Source organism: Sphaerochaeta globosa str. Buddy (assembly GCF_000190435.1).
Classification (GTDB): domain Bacteria; phylum Spirochaetota; class Spirochaetia; order Sphaerochaetales; family Sphaerochaetaceae; genus Sphaerochaeta; species Sphaerochaeta globosa.
On the sequence record NC_015152.1, the window covers coordinates 209,304 to 227,396 of the forward strand.

The following is an 18,093-nucleotide window of genomic DNA, read 5'->3' on the forward strand; positions in this document are numbered from 1 at the left end:
GCAATGGAAGTGTTTACCTTTGGAATTTCCCAACTTGTGATGTCGTTTGTAGGGGTGGTTATCGGAATCATTTTCGGTGCTCTGCCGGGTATGACTGCCACCATGGCGATTGCCATTTTCCTGCCCTTAACCTATGCCTATGATTTGACTACCAGCTTGTTCCTTTTGCTGGGTCTGTATGTCGGTGGTATCTCCGGCGGTCTTATCCCTGCCATCCTGATTAACATTCCCGGTACCCCATCCTCAATCTGCACTGGTTTTGACGGGTATCCGATGGCTAAGCGAGGAGAGGCCCTGAGGGCCCTGAGGATTGGCATAACTGCCAGTCTCATCGGTGGTCTTATCAGCCTTGCATGCCTGTGGTTCTTCACCCCTCCCCTTGCAAGGGTAGCAATTAACTTTTCGTCAATTGAAAAGTTTTTGATTATTCTTTTTGCTCTCACCATTATTGCCGCCCTGAGTAAGGGAGCAATGATCAAGGGGATTTTTGCAGGTTTCTTGGGTGTTCTCATCGCCTTGGTAGGTCAATTCGCTGATAACAATAAAATGCGCATGGTTCCTGATTTGTTCAGGGTCGACCTTCGTATGGGGTTCCAGCTGCTTCCGGTGCTTATCGGGCTGTTTGCCTTGGTCCAGATTTTTCAGGAAGCTGAGACGGGTATGAAGGAAGAGCACCGGAAAATGGACCTCAATCACGAGACGCGCAGCTTCTCGTTCAAGGATTTCAAGGGACAGGGCTTCAACCTGCTTCGCTCCGGTTTGATCGGCACCTTCGTAGGCGTCCTTCCTGGTGTCGGTGGCTCTGCTGCTTCTTTGCTCTCCTATTCACAGGCAAAGAGCATGAGCAAGCACCCTGAGAAGTTCGGTACCGGCCTCATCGACGGCTTGATTGCGAGTGAAGGTTCGAACAATGGCCTTACCGGTGGTGCTCTCATTCCCTTGCTCAGTTTGGGTATTCCTGGTGACAGTACGACAGCTGTGCTCATCGGTGCATTCATGCTGCAGGGTATTCAGGTAGGACCCCTGTTCATTATGAACAACCCGGAAATTTGGCGGGCAATTCTTATTGCCTTGGGTCTTGCCAACATTTTGATGTTCGTGATCATGTTCTACCCGATCAAGCACATTGTGAAAGTCATCAACTTCCCCAAGACAAGAATCTACCCGGTCATCATCCTGCTCTGTACGGTTGGCAGCTATGCCACCCAGAACGGAAACATGTTCGACGTATGGGCCATGGTTTTCTTCGGTCTGGTTGGGTATGTGTTGTGGAAGTTTGGTTTCAGCATTCCTTCCTTCCTCATCGGCTTCATCCTAGGCGATGACCTGGAGAAGTATTTTGTCGACTCCATCAAAGGCTCGGGTGGAAACCTTGCCACCTTCTTCAGCCGTCCCATCGGCAATGTGATCTGGGTTCTCATTCTCATCTCTCTGGCCTATGCCTTCTACGATGAGTATAAGTCCAACAAGAAAGCAAAGAAGGCGAAGGCATGAAGGCACGCCTGATTCAGATCGATCCGATCGATAATGTAGCCATCGTAACCGAGGCTGCCACCAAGGGTGAGGTGATAGACAACCTCACCCTGCTCTGTGATATCCCCCAGGGGCACAAGGTGGCCCTGAAGGACCTGAAGCAAGGTGATGCAGTTCTTCGCTATGCTGTGGTGCTTGGTTACCTGCTGCAGGATGTGAAGGGCGGCATGTGGATCAATGAGCATATGCTTGAGCTTCCTGCGCAGCCATCGCTAAAGGATCTGCACTTTGAAAAGCCAAAGCCCGTTGTGCTTCCAGTTCCCAAGAGGACAACCTTCGAGGGCTATGCGAATGACGATGGCCTGTATGCAGGAACACGCAACATTCTGGCTATCACCACGACGGTGCAGTGTGTCAGCGGAGTGGTCGACCAGCTGGTGAGGCGCATTAAGGCAGAGCTCCTGCCCAAATATCCGAATGTCGATTCGGTGGTCGCAATCAACCATGCCTATGGTTGTGGGGTTGCCATAAACGCCCCCGATGCCGTCATTCCCATTCGCTCGATCAAGAACACCATCAAGAATCCCAACTTTGGCGGCCAGATCATGGTCGTAGGACTCGGGTGTGAAAAGTTGACTGTCGATAAGCTTGTAAGCGAAGCAGAAATTACTGCTGAGAATGTAATCATGCTGCAGGACCATCCCGGTTTTGTGGCAATGATGGAAGCCCTCATGCAGATGTCCGACTCGAAGCTGAAGAAGCTGAATGAGCGAAAGCGCACGACCCTCCCTCTCTCCAAGCTCTGCATCGGTATGCAGTGTGGCGGAAGTGATGCCTTCAGCGGCATTACTGCCAATCCTGCTGCGGGCCATGCCAGTGACTTGCTTGTATCCGGTGGTGCTACGGTGATGTTCAGCGAGGTGACCGAGGTCCGCGACGGTGTGCACCTGCTTGCACAGCGCTGTACGAGCAAGGAAGCCGTCGACAAACTGGTGGCCGAAATCGGCTGGTACGATGAGTACCTTGCCAAGGGTAGTGTCGACCGCAGTGCCAATCCTACTCCGGGCAACAAGAAGGGCGGGCTCTCCAACATCGTCGAGAAGGCGATGGGGTCGATCGTAAAGAGTGGCAAGGCACCCATTGTCGAGGTTATCGGTCCCGGTGAGCTTCCAACCAAACAAGGGCTTATCTTCGCCGCTACTCCGGCCAGTGACATTGTCTGTGGGCCGAGTCAGCTTGCAAGCGGTATCGCCCTGCAAGTCTTCATGACCGGGCGAGGGACGCCCTACGGTCTTGCAGAGGCACCGGTGATAAAGGTGTGCTCACGCAATGTCATGAAAGAAATGTGGCAGGACCTCATTGATCTCGATGCCGGCAGTATTGCAACCGGTGAAGAGACGGTTAAACAGGTGGGTGAGAGGCTGTTCAACCTCATTCTGGATGTGGCAAGCGGCCAAAAGCCCTATGCCGAGCAGTTCGGCCTGAACAACTTCCTTTGTTACTTCAACCCGGCTCCTATTACATAAGAAACAAAGACAAACCGAAAAAACACGCATAGTCATTTACTGGGACACTTCCAAAGAGGTGTCCCAGTGTTTCGTTATATGGCGTATACTACTAGGTGATACATCAGAAAAACGGGGAGGTTGGGTATGAAGAAATGGTATGCAGAAGAGTACGAATGGAACATTGAGGTAACGGGCTTGCTGCGAGCTGATCACACCGAGCGCTACTGCCGCAACGGAGAAGAAGTCGGGGATGTCTATACCTGCACCTATGGCTGTCCGGTAAATTCCCAGGGATATGGGATTTGCTCCAAAACCATGATGCTCATGGTTCCCATTATGGAGGCGGTACGCAGCGGTGGGGATTTACAAAACATCGGAGGGGATGGCAAGTACAGCAAGGACCTTGTTTGCCCGGATGGTTGTGTGATGTTCAGAATGACAGCCAAGAAGCTTGGGAATGAGAACTTTTTTACGGGTGATTTCTTCGACAGGTCCTGATGCTGTACAAATCCCGTACGATTTACCTATTTCTTATACCTTGTTCACACTTTCTTCATGAAGGTAGTGTTAACTGGAGTCAAGAAACCAAGGGAGCTGGGCAATGCCACAAGCGATTCCTTGGAAGGAAGAAGAAAGGTTGCCAGACAACCTGCCTGCGGCACAGCAGGGTAGCAAGGAGACTCGATCCCTTGTCCTGTTGGAAGGCCGCAAGGCCGGAATCGGAACCACTTCCAAGAAGCCGACTGAAAAGTCGGTCTTTCTGTATGTGATGCACCTATGAAATGAACGAAATTGATATATACCTGCAACAAACGTATATAGCTTGAACTATGTCTCAATGGTAGGATTGCAGGCGGTACGAACTATAGATATTAAAATATCCATGGAAAACTGTACAAATTAGTCCAAAGGATTTTCGTTCATGCAACTCTTTACCAATGTAAAACTTATAGTAGAGGATAGAATTGTCGAGCACGGGTATTTGGTCGAGGACCAAGGCATTATCCAAGCCCTTGGGGAACAGCCGGTACCCGAGATCTGGGAAAAACATGCGAACTCCGTCATCGATGGGCAAAACCTGTACCTGTCCCCCGGCTTTGTGGACATCCACACCCACGGCTCGGGCGGCTTCGACTACATGGACGGCACTGCCCAGGCGTTCGAGCAGGCTGCGAAGGCCCACCTGCGCTTCGGTGCCACAACCATTCTTCCCACCACCCTTGCATCGACTGATGCGCACCTGTACAAGACCTTGGATATATTCAGGCAGGTGAGCAAGCTCACAGACGGCATGCCCCACCTGCCGGGGCTGCATCTGGAAGGCCCCTATTTCAGCACCCGTGAGAAGGGTGCAATGGAGAAGCGCCACCTGCGCCTGCCCGACGAGAGGCACTACATGCCGGTGGTCGAGTACGCCGGGGGCCTGATCCGCCGCTGGTCGCTTGCCCCCGAGCTCGATGGGTCACTAGAGATGGCCGACCGCCTGGTCAAGCAGGGCATTCACCTCAGTGCGGCCCACACCTCTGCGACCTACGAGCAGATGAGCGAGGCCTTCGACCACGGCATCAACCACCTGACCCACTTCTACTCGGCCATGTCCACCATCACGCGCGACAAGGGCTTTCGGGTCCTTGGGGTGGTGGAGAGCGGCTACCTGATCGACGGGCTGACGCTGGAGGTCATCGCCGATGGCATGCACCTGCCCCCGGCCCTGCTCAGGCTCGTCTACCAGGCCAAGAAGCATGACCAGATCTGCGCGTGCACCGACAGCATGAGGGCTGCAGGTCTTGCAGAGGGACCGTCAATCCTGGGTCCGCTTGAGGGCGGAACGCCGGTGATCGTCGAGGACGGGATCGCCAAGATGCCGGACCGAACCTGCTTCGCCGGAAGCGTCGCCACGTGCGACCGGATGGTCCGCGTCCTGATGCGCGACATTGGGCTTTCGCTGTGGGAGGCCGTGCGGGCATCGTCGCTGTTGCCAGCCACCTTCATGGGCCTGGGGGATGAGACCGGCTCGCTTACTGTGGGCAAGCAGGCCGACCTTGTGATCTTCGATGAGGGAATCGATGTCAAGCGTGTCTTTGTCAGCGGGATGGAAGTGCCCGTTAGGAACTGAATATACCAACTATGAGTGAGGAGCGAATATGAGTATTACCATCACGATTGCGCAAAACCCGCAGGAGCTGGGAAAGCGGGCAGCCAAGAAGATAGCCGAACTGCTATGCGAGGCGATAGCCCAGAGGGGGGAGGCGAGGATCATCCTGTCCACGGGGGCGAGCCAGTTCGAGACCATGGAGGCCCTGACGGCCGAGGATGTCGACTGGGCCAAGGTGGAGATGTTCCATCTGGACGAGTATGTCGCCCTGAGCGAGAGCCACATCGCGAGCTTCCGCAGGTACCTCAAGGAGCGCTTCGTCTCCAAGGTCGGGCTGAAGGCGGCCCACTTCGTGAACGGGGAAGGGGATGTGCAGAAGAACATCGCCGCCCTTAGTGCAGAGCTGAGGAGCAAGACGGTGGACGTGGGGGTCATCGGCATCGGGGAGAACGGGCACATCGCCTTCAACGACCCTCCGGCGGACTTTGAGACCGAGCAGGCCTACAAGGTGGTGGAGCTGGACGGCCGCTGCAAGCAGCAGCAGGTGGGCGAGGGATGGTTCCGCAGCATCCAGGATGTGCCGGTACAGGCGATCACGATGTGCCCCAGGCAGATCCTGTCTGCAAGGCACATCGTCTCCTCGGTCCCGCATGCGGTGAAGGCTGAGGCGGTGTACAACACCCTCACCAAGGCAGTGGATCCGATGGTTCCTGCTACCTTGCTGAAAACCCATGCGGACTGGAATTTGTTTATCGACCATGAATCAGCATCAAAGCTGGTTGCGTGGGGAAAATAAGAATCGAAAAGGAGAACGAAATGAAAAAGTTAGCGACTGTTCTTGTGGTGTTGCTGTTGGCCTCCGTCCTGTTTGCCCAGGGTGGATCAGAATCCAAGGATGCAGCAAATGCTGTTCTGAACTTCAAGCTTGCAGAGAACCAGCCTGCAAACAACCCCATCTCAAAAGGGATGCTGATGTTCGCCGAATTGGTGAAGGAGAAAACCAACGGAACCGTGTTGATCGATGTGTATCTTGATGCCCAGCTCGGCAACGAGAACGAAACCATTGATCAGGTACAGATTGGTGCCTTGGACTTTGCCCGCATCAACACTTCAGCCCTTGCCTCAACGGCAGATGAAGTTGGTGTATTCACCCTTCCGTACATTTTCACCAGCAATGAACACAAGTACAACGTGCTTGATGGCGCTGTAGGTCAGGGAGTTTCCGATTCCTTGAAGAAATACAACATGATCGGTTTGGAGTACTGGGAAGCTGGATCGAGAAACTTCTATTCCACCAAGAAACCGATCAAGAGTGTTGCCGATGTGAAGGGCATGAAAGTTCGTGTACAGCAGAGTGAAGTAGCTATCAAGATGGTAGAGCTTCTCGGTGGTGCCGCTACTCCGATGGCCTATGGCGAGGTGTATCAGGGTCTGCAGACCGGTGTTATCGATGCAGCTGAGAATGACTTTGTCTCCTACTATACCTCCGGGCACTATGAAGTGGCAAAGTTTTACTCACTCGATGCCCATATGGCACCTCCTGCCATGTTGCTGATGAGCCAGACTTCCTGGAACAAGCTCAACGACAGCCAGAAGCAGGCAGTTCGTGAAGCAGCAAAAGAGGCCGCCGTCTGGCAGCGCAAGGCTATGATGGATTTCCAGAACGAATCCAGAGCCAAAGTGGAAGAAGCCGGATGCCAGATTTTCGAAGTTGATGGAAAGGCTTTCCAGAACGCAGTCTCCCCGATTTATGACATGTATCCTCAGTACAAGTCGATCATCGAGAAGATTAAGGCTGTAAACTAAGCTTTTGTAATGATGGAAGTTCCTTCCTGCATTGAGAGGGAGGAACTTACCTATCCCGTCTTGGAGTAACGTCATGAATAACAACCAGAAAATTCTGATGAAAGTCAGAGGCTATTTCGATAAGTTCATACAAGCTGAACGATATGTATGTAGTGTCATTCTTATCATTGTAACTCTTATTACCTTCGTTCAGGTAGTCATGCGTTTTGTATTTGATGCTCCGTTCAGCTGGTCTGAAGAAGTAACACTGATGTTTCTTGTCTGGTTTGGGTACCTGTGCATGGCAATCGATATCTATACCGATGACCATGCGGCCCTGTATTTTCTGTACAATCGCTTATCTCCTACGCTCAGAAAAGCAGCCGATCTGTTCAGGCATGGGCTTCTGGTATGGTTCTTTGCTGAAATGATTAAGTATGGATGGATGCTGACCAAACTCAACCTCCCGAAACCACAGCCTGCAACCCGATTATCCCAAGGCTGGTTGTATGCCCCTCTTGTGGTAGGCGGCGCTTTGATGCTTGTCTACTCCCTGGTGAATTTTGTGTCGACTGTTCTCAAACCTCGCAGCGAGTATCAGCGGGATGCTGACAGACCAAAGACGATTGATGAAGTTACGGTAGAGAGGGGAGGTACGGTATGACCAACGGTATTCTGATTCTTTTCGGCAGTTTGATTATTCTCATGATGCTGCGCTTTCCCATCTCCTTCGCACTGGGCGTGGCCAGTCTTTTCACTGCAACCTATTTGGGAATTCCCTTTTTCAATTTGTTCCAGAAAATGGCTACCGGTATTACCAGTTTCACGTTTATGTGTGTTCCCTTCTTCATCATCATGGCCCAAATTATGACCGATGGAGGAATTTCCGACCGACTGACCAAGTTTTCCAATGTCCTGATCGGTCGCGTCCGCGGTGGAACAGCCCTGGTCAACTGTGTCGTGTCGATGTTCTTTGGTGGAATCTCAGGCTCTTCGATTGCGGACGTCTCTTCGATTGGCTCCTTCTTGATTCCTGCCATGATTAAGGAAGGCTATGATGCTGACTATTCCATCGCAGTAACCTGTACCAGTTCCGTGGAAGGGGTAATCATCCCTCCCAGCCAAAATATGATTTTCTACGTGGTGGCAGCCGGTAGCGGACTTTCCATCAGTACGATGTTCATGTGCGGATACCTGCCGGGGCTGTTGTTGACTGCATCTCTTATGGTTTGTTCCTTCATTATTGCCGTCAAGAAAAAGTACCCTATCTCGGAGAAGAAAAACTGGAAAGAGAATATTGTCATCATTCGTGAAGCATTGCTTGGTCTGGTAACCATCCTTATTGTTGCAGTCGGCATCGTAGCCGGTGTATTTACAGCAACCGAGGCCGGTGCAATTGCGGCAGTCTATGCTTTTATTGTGACCACCTTCTTCTACAAGACGATGAACATGAGAAAATTGATGGTTTGCTTGCTTAAGTCCTTGAAGACCTTGGGTACCATCATGGCCATCATCGCCACGTCCAGTGCATTCAGTTATTGCCTTGCCTATCTGAAAGTGCCCATGCTTGTAGCCAGTGGCTTGCTGTCAATTTCCTCAAGTCCTGCTGTTGTTATGTTCCTGATGATCCTGTTGATGATAATCCTCGGATGCTTCATGGATATGGGCATTTTGTTGATTCTTCTCACCCCGATTCTCTACCCGGTAGCCATGTCTTTTGGATTCAATCCCTACCACTTTGGCTTGATCATGGTTCTGACGCTCGGTCTAGGACTGCTTACTCCCCCGGTGGGAACGTCCCTGTGGGCAGGGTGTGCAATTGCCAATATGCCGATTGAGAAGGTAATCAAGGGCTTTTTGCCCTTCTACCTGGCCTACTTGGTTGTTCTGGTTCTTATCGTAGTATTTCCTTCCATTGCTCTTTTTATCCCCATGTCTTTGGGGTATGCCGTATAAGGCAGTTACGATTCACTATCTTCCACCTTCGGTCGATAGGCCGAAAGGTGGTCCAGATAGTTGGTGGGCGGAAAGCCCATCACTTTTTTGAACACCTTTGAATAATACAATGCATTGGTAAAGCCACACTGGTAGGCAACCTCCTTCAAGGAGAAACAGCCTTTCTCCAAGAGGTTACATGATGCTTTTATTCTGTATTCGGTAAGGTAGTCCAAAGGTGACAGTGACATATTTGCCAGGAATGCACGATACAGACAGCTTCGGCTGACTCCGACAGCCCGGGCGATATCCTCTACGGTAATTTTGTTTGCAAAATTTGCGGCAATGTACTCACAGGCGGGTTCCATATACTCAAGACCGGGATTATGGGGGAACACCTGACTTGTCTGCGTCATAAGGAAAGAGAGACACGAATACAGCTTACCGGTCATTCCTACGATCTGGGCTGGTCTGTCACCCCGGCAGCCATAGATTTCACGGAACGTCTCCTCAATTTTCGCCCTGCTGCCGATCGGGGTTTGCAAGACAGGCTTCAACGGGGTGAACCCGATTGCATCGGTCAATAGACGGGCATCGCCTCCGGTAAAGCCTACCCAGCAGAGCTCCCACGGGTTTTGGCGATCAGCCTTCGGATATACTTTTGTATGAGGGTAGATCAACATCAGGTCTCCCACTTCCACGGTATGGACCTTGTTGTTCGTACGCAGTATTCCCCCTCCATGCAGACAGAAATGCAGGGAATAGAACTGCCTGACATCGGGGCCGTGCACAAAACCGGGAGAGCTTTGTTCTATACCCACCGAATGTACGATGAGTGAGGACATTCCGTGGAATTGATTATAAAAGTAATTCTTGTAAGGAACAAAGGTGGCCATCGTGTACCTCGTCTGACTTTGTGTAGCATACCAAAGAGCGTGGGGTGAGACAATCTGCAATTTCTATGAAGATGTTTGTGTCACTGACTAACAAGGGCGACATCACTATCTCTCATATATCGGTTTCGATGAAACTCCATAACAGATTGACCGAGCAACTCAGCTGCTTTGGCTTCTTCGATAATGCCTTCCCCTAATGCTCGATACACAAGGTGCTTGAAAAAGGATGTTGTCTCAAGAGAATATGGCTCTCCTGGTTCTTGCTTTTTCCAGCCATTGGAGGAGAACAGCATGCACAGGTGTTTGTACGTAGATTCTGAGATGATTGAAGTGTCAAATGCACGTCGGATACATGCTTGCATACTGATCCCATACCGATGTTTGATATGGTACAACTCTCCAATCTCCAATGTATGTCGCTTTGTCCCAAGGAAGGAGTAGATTGTGGGTAATGGTATGAGAAATGCCTGGGCGAAACGATGGCAACACAACTCTAGATTCAAGCCTTCTGGAAGCGACGATGCAAACGCAAAATGACCCAACTCGTGAGCCAAGGTAAAGCGTTGGCGGGTACCGTCGCCTTGTTGTTGACAAACAAGGATGGGCGTTCCTTCAATGGATGCTTGCAGTCCATCATAAGCTCCCTGAGCTGAAATATTGCTCATAATTACCAAGAATCCGTGTTCTTCCACTAGCGCAGTGAGATTGGGGATTTCTTTGGTACCCAGATTCCACGCAGATCGAAGATTCATCGCATACGTTTCAATATCTTCAAGATTCTCAATAGTGGCAGGAGGCAGTACTGGTGGAGAAATGGGAAAGTGGGGCCAAAGTTGCTTCAACTCGAACCAGCGTTCTGCTTGTTCAAGCACATCAGCTTCAATTTGCTGGAGAACTTTCCGGGAAAGCGATGACTTTTTCCGATATTGGATGTTCTGTAAGGTAATCTGTGTAGGACGGAAGAAATACTCACTTTTGAGGCCCAAAGAAGCCGCCAGCCTGATGAGGGTTGCCGAAGAGGGCATGCTTTCCCCATGTTCGTACTTCTTAATCATATTGGCACTTATTCCCACCTTCGTAGCAAGGTTTTGCATCGAGAATCCTGATGAGACACGTGCTCGTTTCAATCGCTCAGCAAACATTGCTGGTTTCTCCTTGTGTTGTCTGGTTTATAAAAAAACACTACTTTACATATTTATAAACCATTATCTACAACAAATGAAATATCTATGGGACAATAATTGGAGGTTGTATAGGCAGCGTTTAGCAAAATGATGTGATTAGGCCAAGCCCCGCAAGAGATTATCGTTATCAAAAACCTCTGCTGTTGTTTTCTCTGGTGGTCCTACCCTCAGGTGGTGTATCCTTCCACCATGACATCCAAGCAAGCGACTTCTCCTGCTTTCCTTGAACTCAGGAACATAAGCAAGACCTACCAGATCTCCAAAACACACTATGTAGAGGCAGTGGAATCTGTTTCCTTATGCATTGCAGAAGGTGAGTTTGTCACTCTCATCGGTCCCTCCGGTTGCGGCAAGAGCACAACGCTGAGAATTATTGCAGGGTTTCTCAAGCCCAGTGGCGGAGAAGTCCTTTTGGAAGGCAAGCCGATCACCCATCTGGGGCCTCAGGATCGTAATATTCCCATGGTCTTCCAAAATTATGCCCTGTTTCCCCATCTCAATGTTTTTGAGAATATTGCCTATGGGCTGAGAGCCCGGAAACTTTCCGATGAGATCATCGGCCACGATGTGGCAATGATGTGCCAGATGCTCAATCTGGTGGGAACCGAAACACGGTTTCCCGATGAACTTTCCGATGGCCAACAGCAGCGCGTCGCCCTCGCCCGGGCTTTGGTACTCAAGCCCAAGATCCTGCTTTTCGATGAACCGCTGTCCAACCTGGACGCTCGCCTTCGCCTGCAGACACGCGCTCAGATAAAACGCATGCAGGAGACGCTGAACATCACCGTGCTCTATGTCACCCACGACCAGAGCGAAGCGCTCAGCATTCCCGACCGGGTCATTGTCATGAACAAGGGCAGAATCATCCAGATAGGCAAGCCCAGGGAGGTGTACAACCATCCCAAGACTCCCTTTGTTGCCGACTTCATCGGTAATTCCAACTTTTACGATGTCTGTGTAAATCAGGTGGGCCCCCAATCAGTCCAAATTATGTTGCAGGACCTTGAGTTTGAGGTTCCCCTCCCCAACTGTGAGGGCCAGCCTACTCGAGAGGAAATGCTGCTGCTCTGTATCAATCCGATAACCATCGGCATCGAGGTTTGCAGTACCAGCCTAGGTAAAAACCAATGCAAGGCCGTAGTTGAGCTTTGCCAATTCAGTGGCCAAGCCTTTGAGTATACCCTTGCCTTCGGGGATGCAAGCATTCGGGTGGTACAACCGAATAGTATGGGCGATGCACCCCAATTTGAGGTGGATACGGAAGTGGTGCTTACCTTCCATCCGGACTCCTTTCATCTGTTCGGGATAGAGGAGTAGGCTGATGAACAAAGCAAATGCCAACGATGTTGTACTGCACGTGCTCAGCCTGGTATTGGAATCCATCCTAGTGTACCTTGTCTCGTTGCTTTTTCATGAAGCCTTTATCGTCCTGTCCTGCTTCCTGATTTATTGTACGTTGCGCCCGACCCTTGGAGAACAACGCCTCGTGGTGGACGTCCTGAGCGCTCTTTTGGTTCCAATAGTTCTGGCAGTTGTTCGGTTCACAGCGTTTCCTACCTTCTCCTGGACCGCCGCAGTTCTTATCCTGGTTGCAGGTTCGCTTGCTTCCCTGGTGGTCAAATATCGATCACGATTGACCAAGAAGGGAGAGAAATCGATCACCAAAGCAGCCCACCAGCACATGTTGGCAACCCTTGCCCATGAGATCAGGACCCCGCTTACCATCATGCAGACAACGGAGAATGTCTTGATGGAGCAAATTCCCGGCCCGCTCAACGCCCGCCAGAGAAAATTCATGGAGTCGATATTCATCAACACCCACCGACTGATCACCTTCAGTGAGAACATGCTGACACTATTGAAGATGGAACAGGATTGGCAACCCGACCTATCCAAGCCCATCGACCTCAGGCTTTTGATCCGTCAAGTCAGCGATACCATGCAACCGATGCTGCTGGTAAAAAAGCAGCAGATCAAATGCTTCTTTCCCTCGCTTTTGTCACGACCCAAGGCTGACGAGGCTTGGATCCGCCAAGTCCTGATCAACCTGATCCACAACGCCAGTAAGCACACCGATGAGCAGGGCTCTATTCTCATTACGGTGACACAGGATGACCGGCAGGTGGTCGTCACCGTAACCGATACCGGCCACGGCCTGCTGGGCAGTGAGAGGGAGACCTTGTTCAAGGAGTTCTACCAGGAGAACCAGGACAAGAGGGAGTATCAGGATGGATTCGGCCTCGGTCTCTCCATTGTTCGGGCCATCATCGAGCGCCACCATGGCAAGGTGTACATAACCAGTACCAAGGAGATGGGTACCATGGTATCATTCAATCTACCGGCGGAGGCTTCAAGGTGAAAGGGAAAGTCTTGGTAGTCGATGATGAGCGTGACATTCAGGATGTACTTGCTTTTGTGCTCGAGGATGCCGGCTATGAGACCAGGACCACCGGCCGCGGCGATGAAGCCCTGGTCCTTGCACAAGAGTGGCTGCCCGATATCGTAATCCTCGATATAGGACTGCCCGGCCTCAATGGTTTGGAAGTATGTCCCCGCTTGGTAGCCATGGACATTCCGGTAATTGTGTTGAGCAGCCACGACCGTGACGACCAGATTGTTGAAGGTCTGGAGGTCGGGGCTGAGGACTATGTTTCCAAGCCGTTCAACCTTAAGGAGCTGTTGCTCAGAGTAGAGAAGATTCTACGCAGAACCAGACCGGCCGAAGCAGCGGCTGCCCTCCTTGCCATCGGCTCTCTAACCATCGATATGCGTAAGAGTGCCGTTTCCATCGAGGGAGAGCTGATTAATCTCACCCCGACGGAGTACAAGATTGTTGAGTTTCTGGCCAAGCATGCCCATACGCCGGTCTCCAGTGAAATGCTGCTGCAGCAGGTTTGGAATGCTGAAGAGTGGATTCAGGGCCCTGAGATGGTGAAGGTGAATATCAGCAGGTTGCGTAAGAAACTGGAGAAGGATCCTTCCAATCCTCGCTATCTGCTCAACCGTTGGGGGTATGGCTACCTTCTGACCGATACCTCTCTCATTGGGAAATGACATTGTTACGGTTTTGTAACTTGCGGTTCTTCACCCTTGGGCTGAGACTGTACATACGTGCTGGATATATGCGTATTTCCAGCAAAGTGAATAAGTTCTGAGAAAGGGAGGAACGTTATGAACAAAATGCAGAAAGTACTGACTCTCCTGCTGTTGGTTGCTCTGTGTATGGCACCCGTCTTTGCAGCCGGTGTGGAAGAGGCCAAGCCCAAGGTAGGAGGAACACTGAATGTGTATTCCATCATGCCTGAGAAGTATGCCACCAAGATTTTTGAAGAATTCACCAAGGAAACCGGAATCAAGGTGAATTTTGTACGCCTTTCCTCGGGTGAGGCTCTTGCGAGAATCATCGCCGAGAAAGCTAATCCGCAGGTCGATGCTCTGTGGGGCGGCCCAGCCGACACCTATGAAGCCGGCGTACTTGAGGGTGTATTCGATGTGTATGTACCCTCCGAAGCTGCTAAGGTTCCCACCCAGTTCAAGTCCGCAAAGGGCTACTGGACCGGAATCGGTGTCATTCCGCTCACATTCATGAGCAATGCCAAATACCTCAAGGAAAAAGGCCTGAATCCCCCGACCAGCTGGAACGACCTGCTTGATCCCGCCTACAAGAACAGCCTGCAGATGGCCGATGCCCGCACCAGCGGCACAGCTACCGAACGCATCTACTCGTTGGTGAAGGTAATGGGTGAGGACGAAGCGTTTGCCTACCAGAAGAAGCTTCACCAGAACATTCAGCTCTACACCAAGGGCGGAGCCGGTGGTGCCATGCCGGTTGCAACCGGTCAGGCTGCCTCGGGTGTCTTCTACATCGTCGACGCACTTGACATCCAGCAACAGGGTTACGATTTGGTCATTTCCTATCCCAAGGAAGGCGTGACCTACGGTGTTGAGGCCTCGGGCATCATTAAGGGAGCAAAGAACCTGGAAGCTGCAAAGGCTCTCATGGATTGGGCTTCCACCAAGAGACTCGGTGAAGTCATGGTTGCCAACCTGATCAACTACATCCCCACCAGACCCGATGTAACGGTCACCAACCCGGCATTGGACATGTCCAAAGTCAAGTTGCTTGAAGCTGAGGTTGCATGGAAGGGCGAGAATCGGACCCGTCTGGTTGAACGCTGGATTGCTGAAGTCATTCAGCAGTAACGCAAGGATTTTTTTCGGACAGGGAGGGATCGTCGACCTAAGACGGTCCCTCTGTCAAACCTCTATCAAAAGGAACATCGCATGCATGGTACGATGAAACGCAAGTCACTCTCCAAAACCGACCCGGCACTCTTTTTTGCCCTGGTTACCGTTTGGCTTTCGTTCGCTGTTTTCATTTTCCTTCCTTTGATACGTCTCTTGCTGACTACCTTCATAGTCGACGGAGCCTTGTCATTTACCAACATGAAAAAGGTGTTGGGAACCGGATATAACATCAGGGCATTGTACGGCAGTTTGATTCTTGCCACCGCAGTCAGCCTCTCAGGCACCTTCTTGGGGTACTTGTTTGCCCTTGCCGTAACCCGGACCAATCTACCAAAAATTCTTAAGACCTTGTTGGGGGCTGTCACCATCCTGCCGCTCATTTCCCCTCCGTTTACCAGCAGTATCTCCTTGACGCTGGCTCTGGGGCCCAACGGCATGTTGCTCAAAGCATTCGGCATTGGTGATTTCTCCATCTATGGGTTTCTGGGAACGTGGATTTCTGAAACCCTGACGTATTTCCCGGTTGCCTTCATGGTCATTACCGCGATTCTGAATACCATGAGCGCAACCCTCGACGATGCCGCCCTCTGCCTGGGAGCATCGCGCTGGAGAATGTTCAGAACCATTACCATTCCCCTGTCGCTGCCGGGTATCGGCAACTCAGTGTTGCTGTTGTTCGGGGCAAGCTTGGCCGACTTTGCCACCCCACTCATTCTGGGAGGGCACACGTTCCCGGTATTGCCTACTGAAGCCTACTTGCTGATCACCGGCATGTTCGACCTGAGAGGCGGAGCAACCCTTTCCTTCCTGTTGTTGGTTCCTGCCTTGCTGGTGTTCTTTTTACAGCGCATGCTGCTTGGCAACAAGAGCTTTGTATCGGTGACAGGAAAGAACGGTGCCCGTACGGAGTTTGCGAGACTTCCCTCTGCTTTGACAGCCTTTATTGCCGTCATCTGCTCCTTCTTGGTGGTGTTCATCCTCTACCTCTATGCGATCATCCTCTGGGGTTCGTTCGTGAAGGTCTGGAGCGTGAACAACAGTTTCACCCTCGACCACTACCTCTATGTATTCAAGCATGGGCAGAAGGCCATTTCGGACACCCTCTTGATTGCAATCCTCTCGACGGTCATCGGTTCGGTTCTTGCAGTGGTAATCGGCTACGTTGCCCAGCGCAAGCAGTTCGTCGGCAAGCGCTTCTTTGAATTCAGCAGCATGCTCAATTACGCACTTCCCGGTACGGTTGTCGGTATTGCTTACATTATTGCCTTCAACCAGCGTCCGATCCTTTTGACCGGCACCTTGAGCATTCTGGTTGCCGCCTATGTATTCCGCTACTATGCCACCGGCATCCGCTCGGTGATCGCCTCCCTTGAGCAAATCGACCCGGCCCTTGAGGAGGCTTCCCTCAGCCTTGGGGCTAGCTCGATCCGCACCTTCACCCATGTCACCATTCCCTTGATCATCCCGGCAGTGCTTGCAGGTATGCGTTATCTGTTCATCCACTGCATGACAGCCATCAGTGCAACCATATTCCTGGTATCGGTGCGTTGGACGCTCCTGACTACCAGAATCCTGGAGAGCATGACCGAGCTGCAGTTTTCCCAGGCATCGGCATTCTCCATGGTCCTGATCGTCATCGTCTTCATTGCCGATGCAATCATGCTGTACCTGATGAAGCTTTCCACCTCCAAATTCCATAAATCCCAGGAGATTTCCTATGAAAAAGTCGGCGCTTGAACTCAAAGATGTAACGAAAGTATTCCAGAAAGGCCGGGAAACCGTCCGTGCTGTCGATACCGTCAACCTCTTGGTGGAAGAGGGTGAGCTGGTTACGTTCCTCGGCCCCTCCGGCTGCGGCAAGACAACGACACTGCGCATGGTTGCAGGCTTCGAGCTCCCCAGCGGTGGACAGATTACCATCCAAGGCGAGGACATGACCAATACGCCGGTGAACAAGCGGGGTATCGGGTTTGTGTTCCAGAACTATGCCCTGTTTCCCCATATGAGCGTTTTCAACAATGTGGCATACGGCCTGAAGTCCAGGGGCGAGAAGGATGATGCAATACGGCCCAAGGTGATCAAGGCCTTGCTTCTGGTAGGGTTGCAGAATACGGAGAACCGCTATCCCAGTCAGCTCTCCGGCGGCGAGCAGCAGCGCGTCGCTCTGGCCCGGGTCATTGTGATGGAACCCAAGCTATTGTTGATGGACGAGCCGCTTTCCAACCTGGATGCAAAGCTACGCCTGCATATGCGCACCGAAATCCGCAAGTTGCAGAAGAAGCTGGGTATTACGTGCCTCTATGTCACCCATGACCAGAGCGAGGCTCTCACCATGGCTGACCGCATTGTGGTCATGAACAAGGGCAAGGTGGAGCAGATCGGCACCCCGTTTGAGATCTACAGCAATCCGCAGTCCTTGTTTGTCGCCGACTTCATCGGCCAGGCCAATATTGTGAAGTTGGAAGTAACGGCCATTGATGATGAAACACTCACAGCCAGTGTGCCTGGAGGCAAAACCTATGCAGCAAAGGCCCTTAAGCCGGACAAGTACCAAAAGACCGAGGTGATTTACCACGTAGGAAACAATGCCGCCTTGGTAGTACGACCGGAGAGCATCCAAGTGGAACAGCAGAGCAGCGATCCTAGTTCGTTTCCTGCACAGGTTATTTCATCCATTTTTGTGGGCAGCCATATCGAGTATGAGCTGCGCCTGAAAAACAACACGGAGATCAAGGCCTCGGTTCCCTACCTTTCGGGGATGAAAATCTTCGAGGAGGGCAGTGAGGTTTACGCCCTGTTCGACTCCTCCAACTCGGCGTTCCTGCCTGCTTGAGGAGACTTTACAAGTAAGAAACGTATTGAATACCTAGAGAAGAGAGTGAATCACAGAATACCTGCAGAAAACGTGATGGATATCACACAATCTGCAGGTATTTTGTGAGGGATTACCCTCTTCCAAATCGATGAAG

Annotated in this window: 17 protein-coding genes; 15 read left to right on the forward strand and 2 right to left on the reverse strand. The window is 51.5% G+C overall.

Going from position 1 to position 18,093, the window contains the following annotated elements; all coding sequences use genetic code 11:
* Nucleotides 1-3: 3 nt before the first annotated feature.
* From SPIBUDDY_RS00940 to SPIBUDDY_RS00980, 9 genes are all read left to right on the forward strand, one after another.
* Nucleotides 4-1,494 carry a tripartite tricarboxylate transporter permease gene (locus SPIBUDDY_RS00940; RefSeq protein ID WP_013605882.1) on the forward strand — a complete coding sequence of 497 codons (1,491 nt, stop codon included), beginning with the start codon at nt 4-6 and terminating at the stop codon, nt 1,492-1,494.
* Complete coding sequence (gene garD / locus SPIBUDDY_RS00945; protein WP_013605883.1) at nt 1,491-2,999, forward strand: galactarate dehydratase; 1,509 nt, start codon at nt 1,491-1,493, stop codon at nt 2,997-2,999. The genes SPIBUDDY_RS00940 and garD overlap by 4 nt, the downstream gene beginning before the upstream one ends.
* A gap of 126 nt (nt 3,000-3,125) precedes the next feature.
* Complete coding sequence (locus SPIBUDDY_RS00950; protein ID WP_013605884.1) at nt 3,126-3,479, forward strand: TIGR04076 family protein; 354 nt, start codon at nt 3,126-3,128, stop codon at nt 3,477-3,479.
* A gap of 103 nt (nt 3,480-3,582) precedes the next feature.
* Entirely contained in the window at nt 3,583-3,762 is a 180-nt protein-coding gene (locus tag SPIBUDDY_RS00955; protein WP_013605885.1) for a hypothetical protein, read from the forward strand.
* Nucleotides 3,763-3,903: 141 nt separating this feature from the next.
* Nucleotides 3,904-5,097 carry an N-acetylglucosamine-6-phosphate deacetylase gene (nagA, locus tag SPIBUDDY_RS00960; RefSeq protein WP_013605886.1) on the forward strand — a complete coding sequence of 398 codons (1,194 nt, stop codon included), beginning with the start codon at nt 3,904-3,906 and terminating at the stop codon, nt 5,095-5,097.
* A 28-nt stretch (nt 5,098-5,125) separates the two neighbouring features.
* Entirely contained in the window at nt 5,126-5,872 is a 747-nt protein-coding gene (locus SPIBUDDY_RS00965; RefSeq protein ID WP_013605887.1) for a 6-phosphogluconolactonase, read from the forward strand.
* Between the two features lie 20 nt (nt 5,873-5,892).
* Nucleotides 5,893-6,882 (forward strand): TRAP transporter substrate-binding protein, encoded by a 990-nt coding sequence (locus tag SPIBUDDY_RS00970; RefSeq protein ID WP_013605888.1) that lies wholly within the window; start codon nt 5,893-5,895, stop codon nt 6,880-6,882.
* 73 nt (nt 6,883-6,955) lie between these two features.
* The gene (locus SPIBUDDY_RS00975) at nt 6,956-7,525 is read left to right on the forward strand and encodes a TRAP transporter small permease (RefSeq protein WP_013605889.1); all 570 of its coding nucleotides are present in this window, start codon (nt 6,956-6,958) and stop codon (nt 7,523-7,525) included.
* Nucleotides 7,522-8,817, forward strand: a complete 1,296-nt coding sequence (locus tag SPIBUDDY_RS00980; protein WP_013605890.1) for a TRAP transporter large permease — start codon at nt 7,522-7,524, stop codon at nt 8,815-8,817. Before SPIBUDDY_RS00975 ends, SPIBUDDY_RS00980 begins: the two co-directional genes overlap by 4 nt.
* A 5-nt stretch (nt 8,818-8,822) precedes the next feature.
* On the opposite strand, the gene SPIBUDDY_RS00985 is transcribed toward SPIBUDDY_RS00980, so the two are convergent.
* Both SPIBUDDY_RS00985 and SPIBUDDY_RS00990 read right to left on the reverse strand, forming a co-directional pair.
* Nucleotides 8,823-9,692: an AraC family transcriptional regulator gene (locus SPIBUDDY_RS00985; RefSeq protein ID WP_013605891.1), complete on the reverse strand. Its 870-nt coding sequence runs from the start codon at nt 9,690-9,692 to the stop codon at nt 8,823-8,825.
* Between the two features lie 80 nt (nt 9,693-9,772).
* A complete protein-coding gene (locus tag SPIBUDDY_RS00990; RefSeq protein WP_013605892.1) occupies nt 9,773-10,834 on the reverse strand; it encodes a helix-turn-helix domain-containing protein in 1,062 nt (353 codons plus the stop codon).
* Between the two features lie 231 nt (nt 10,835-11,065).
* Here SPIBUDDY_RS00990 and SPIBUDDY_RS00995 point away from each other — a divergent pair, with 231 nt between their 5' ends.
* From SPIBUDDY_RS00995 to SPIBUDDY_RS01020, 6 genes are all read left to right on the forward strand, one after another.
* Complete coding sequence (locus tag SPIBUDDY_RS00995) at nt 11,066-12,193, forward strand: ABC transporter ATP-binding protein (RefSeq protein WP_013605893.1); 1,128 nt, start codon at nt 11,066-11,068, stop codon at nt 12,191-12,193.
* A gap of 4 nt (nt 12,194-12,197) precedes the next feature.
* Nucleotides 12,198-13,235, forward strand: coding sequence for a sensor histidine kinase (locus SPIBUDDY_RS01000; protein ID WP_013605894.1), 1,038 nt, complete (start codon nt 12,198-12,200; stop codon nt 13,233-13,235).
* Nucleotides 13,232-13,930: a response regulator transcription factor gene (locus SPIBUDDY_RS01005; protein WP_013605895.1), complete on the forward strand. Its 699-nt coding sequence runs from the start codon at nt 13,232-13,234 to the stop codon at nt 13,928-13,930. Before SPIBUDDY_RS01000 ends, SPIBUDDY_RS01005 begins: the two co-directional genes overlap by 4 nt.
* 117 nt (nt 13,931-14,047) lie before the next feature.
* Nucleotides 14,048-15,079 (forward strand): ABC transporter substrate-binding protein, encoded by a 1,032-nt coding sequence (locus SPIBUDDY_RS01010; RefSeq protein WP_013605896.1) that lies wholly within the window; start codon nt 14,048-14,050, stop codon nt 15,077-15,079.
* An 81-nt stretch (nt 15,080-15,160) separates the two neighbouring features.
* The gene (locus SPIBUDDY_RS01015; RefSeq protein WP_013605897.1) at nt 15,161-16,861 is read left to right on the forward strand and encodes an ABC transporter permease; all 1,701 of its coding nucleotides are present in this window, start codon (nt 15,161-15,163) and stop codon (nt 16,859-16,861) included.
* Nucleotides 16,842-17,957, forward strand: a complete 1,116-nt coding sequence (locus SPIBUDDY_RS01020) for an ABC transporter ATP-binding protein (protein WP_013605898.1) — start codon at nt 16,842-16,844, stop codon at nt 17,955-17,957. The genes SPIBUDDY_RS01015 and SPIBUDDY_RS01020 overlap by 20 nt, the downstream gene beginning before the upstream one ends.
* Nucleotides 17,958-18,093: the final 136 nt, after the last annotated feature.

Bases quoted from the DNA above. Each gene is read 5' to 3' on its own strand.
- SPIBUDDY_RS00940 (WP_013605882.1), top strand. From the start codon at position 4: ATGGAAGTGTTTACCTTTGGAATTTCCCAACTTGTGATGTCGTTTGTA.
- garD (WP_013605883.1), top strand. From the start codon at position 1,491: ATGAAGGCACGCCTGATTCAGATCGATCCGATCGATAATGTAGCCATC.
- SPIBUDDY_RS00950 (WP_013605884.1), top strand. From the start codon at position 3,126: ATGAAGAAATGGTATGCAGAAGAGTACGAATGGAACATTGAGGTAACG.
- SPIBUDDY_RS00955 (WP_013605885.1), top strand. From the start codon at position 3,583: ATGCCACAAGCGATTCCTTGGAAGGAAGAAGAAAGGTTGCCAGACAAC.
- nagA (WP_013605886.1), top strand. From the start codon at position 3,904: ATGCAACTCTTTACCAATGTAAAACTTATAGTAGAGGATAGAATTGTC.
- SPIBUDDY_RS00965 (WP_013605887.1), top strand. From the start codon at position 5,126: ATGAGTATTACCATCACGATTGCGCAAAACCCGCAGGAGCTGGGAAAG.
- SPIBUDDY_RS00970 (WP_013605888.1), top strand. From the start codon at position 5,893: ATGAAAAAGTTAGCGACTGTTCTTGTGGTGTTGCTGTTGGCCTCCGTC.
- SPIBUDDY_RS00975 (WP_013605889.1), top strand. From the start codon at position 6,956: ATGAATAACAACCAGAAAATTCTGATGAAAGTCAGAGGCTATTTCGAT.
- SPIBUDDY_RS00980 (WP_013605890.1), top strand. From the start codon at position 7,522: ATGACCAACGGTATTCTGATTCTTTTCGGCAGTTTGATTATTCTCATG.
- SPIBUDDY_RS00985 (WP_013605891.1), bottom strand. From the start codon at position 9,692: ATGGCCACCTTTGTTCCTTACAAGAATTACTTTTATAATCAATTCCAC.
- SPIBUDDY_RS00990 (WP_013605892.1), bottom strand. From the start codon at position 10,834: ATGTTTGCTGAGCGATTGAAACGAGCACGTGTCTCATCAGGATTCTCG.
- SPIBUDDY_RS00995 (WP_013605893.1), top strand. From the start codon at position 11,066: ATGACATCCAAGCAAGCGACTTCTCCTGCTTTCCTTGAACTCAGGAAC.
- SPIBUDDY_RS01000 (WP_013605894.1), top strand. From the start codon at position 12,198: ATGAACAAAGCAAATGCCAACGATGTTGTACTGCACGTGCTCAGCCTG.
- SPIBUDDY_RS01010 (WP_013605896.1), top strand. From the start codon at position 14,048: ATGAACAAAATGCAGAAAGTACTGACTCTCCTGCTGTTGGTTGCTCTG.
- SPIBUDDY_RS01015 (WP_013605897.1), top strand. From the start codon at position 15,161: ATGCATGGTACGATGAAACGCAAGTCACTCTCCAAAACCGACCCGGCA.
- SPIBUDDY_RS01020 (WP_013605898.1), top strand. From the start codon at position 16,842: ATGAAAAAGTCGGCGCTTGAACTCAAAGATGTAACGAAAGTATTCCAG.